The sequence below is a fragment of the Candidatus Acidianus copahuensis genome, assembly GCF_000632495.1.
GTDB classification, from domain to species: Archaea; Thermoproteota; Thermoprotei_A; order Sulfolobales; family Sulfolobaceae; genus Acidianus; species Acidianus copahuensis.
On the sequence record NZ_JFZT01000051.1, the window covers coordinates 1 to 2,004 of the forward strand.

The 2,004-nt window shown below is 36.9% G+C and carries 2 protein-coding genes; both read left to right on the plus strand.

The features are described 5' to 3' along the window. Positions 1-225 precede the first annotated feature (225 nt). Complete coding sequence (locus CM19_RS09980; RefSeq protein WP_052349520.1) at positions 226-1,413, plus strand: RNA-guided endonuclease TnpB family protein; 1,188 nt, start codon at positions 226-228, stop codon at positions 1,411-1,413. A 415-nt stretch (positions 1,414-1,828) separates the two neighbouring features. Next, positions 1,829-2,002 carry a hypothetical protein gene (locus CM19_RS13125; RefSeq protein ID WP_160164882.1) on the plus strand — a complete coding sequence of 58 codons (174 nt, stop codon included), beginning with the start codon at positions 1,829-1,831 and terminating at the stop codon, positions 2,000-2,002. The last annotated feature ends 2 nt before the right edge of the window (positions 2,003-2,004 follow it).

Consider the following 2,004-nt stretch of genomic DNA (forward strand, 5'->3'; position numbering starts at 1 on the left):
TTAAAGGAAGTAAGAGCAAAATATAAGGACTTAATAGAAGATCTTTTGAGTAAAGTAGATAGAGAGAAGGTTATTGAATTTTTCAAGATAATTATTAGCGAAACTAAAGTAAAAGTTAGCTAGGTTACGAATCGTTTACAACTGAAAGCCTCGCTCTTCAGAGCGGGAATGTTATCAAAAAAAGTTTTTAAAAGGTAGATAGTAATTCCTAATGAGGACGGTACGGTGGGTAAACCTAAGAAGAGTAGTAAGGGATCAGTCCCTATGCCTACCGTATCAGTCCTCAAACGCACCGTAACTGTAGATCTAGTACCGACGAAAGAACAAGAGGAGGAGTTAAAAGAACTAGGAAACTTGTGTTCAAAACTATGGAACCAAGTAAACTATGAAAGGAGAAGACAGTTCTTTAACGGTGAACGTGGTGTTGATATCAAGGGTACCTATACAAAGTGGTATAATGAGTATAAGAACATGATAGGTACAATAACAGCACAACAAGTTTTAAACAAGAACAATGAGGCATGGAGTTCATTCTTCTCCTTGTTAAGGGCAAAGAAAAAACTACTACCACCATTCATCAATAAAGTCAACCCACCTGGTTACTGGAAAGACAAGAAGAAGAGGAAGTTGATAATAGTGCTAAGGAAAGACCAATACAAGATAGATGAAGAGAAACAAGAGATAGAACTTCATCATTTAGGTCAATTCGAGGACTTGGCAATAAAATACAAGGGGGAAATATACTATAGAGGGGGACAAGGAAGACTAGAAATAATATACAACTCCGTGTTGCACAAGTGGTATGCCCACATTACCTTAAAGGCAAATGAAAGACTTGACAGAAAGAATGATGAATGGGTGAAAGTACCACTAACACCTAAAGGTAATTTAGTAGGTGGGATAGATATAGGGATAAACAATCTCTTTGCTGTTTATGTATCAGACGGTACACAGATGTTAATCAAGACTAGGGTGTTAAAATCAATCTCGTACTACTACAGAAAATTGATAAGTATGAAACAGAAGTTGTTATCCTTGTTCAAACAACCGTTCTCAAATAAGATAAGGCGATTATATGTAAAGTGGAAAAGGGAGTTAACAACTATAATAGACGCTACCGTAAGGAAAGTTGTTGAGTTTCTGTATAACAAAGGTGTCTCGTTAATTAAGGTTGGTTATCCAAAGAACATAAGTCAGAAAAAGGGTAACTTTCTAGTTGCTAACGTCTGGTCTTATAAACAAGTTATGGAAAAGTTGAGGGATGTTGCTGAAGAACACGGAATAACTGTTGAGTTTGTTAACGAGGCATATCTTCAACCACTTGCCCCATCCACGGCAATGGATGCGGGAAAAGAGTTTCAAGGGGTTTATTTAAGTGTACAACGTCTAACAAAGTATTTAACGCAGACCTAGTTGGTGCGTTTAACATATCCATAATCCCGAGTCCTAATGATGGTGGTGTTGAGGGAACCACCACCAGAGGGATAGGGATAAGCTGGGGTAAGACCACCCCACTGGTCTATACGTGGACGAGAGGATCGGGGCTGGTAGCTAGATATGATTCTATGAGGATGAAACGTATGGATCAAAACCTATGAACCGCTCTGAGGGGAACCCTCGCCCTTTAGAGCGGGGAGGAGGTCAGACTTTTAGTATAGTCCCTCATATCAAAAAATAATTAAAGGATTATGGATGAGAAGACATTATGTTATATAGCCAGTCTATTTCCTCCTTATGAAGATGAGGAAGCCATTATTTTTTTAAGAAAAATGAATTTAAAGTAGTTGTACATAATACCGATAGAAAGGAGAGAATATACCTGGGAAAATTGACAAGGGGCATAATTGAGTTTAATGAAGAAAATAGCAATTTAAAATTAAAAATAAAAATTAAAAATATAAGAATTACAATATGTCCAAAAAAGATAGAAAGCAACTTAAACGGAGGGATATGGATCTACCCTTCTAAGGGAAAAAATACCATATTACCTTTGTTATCGTGATT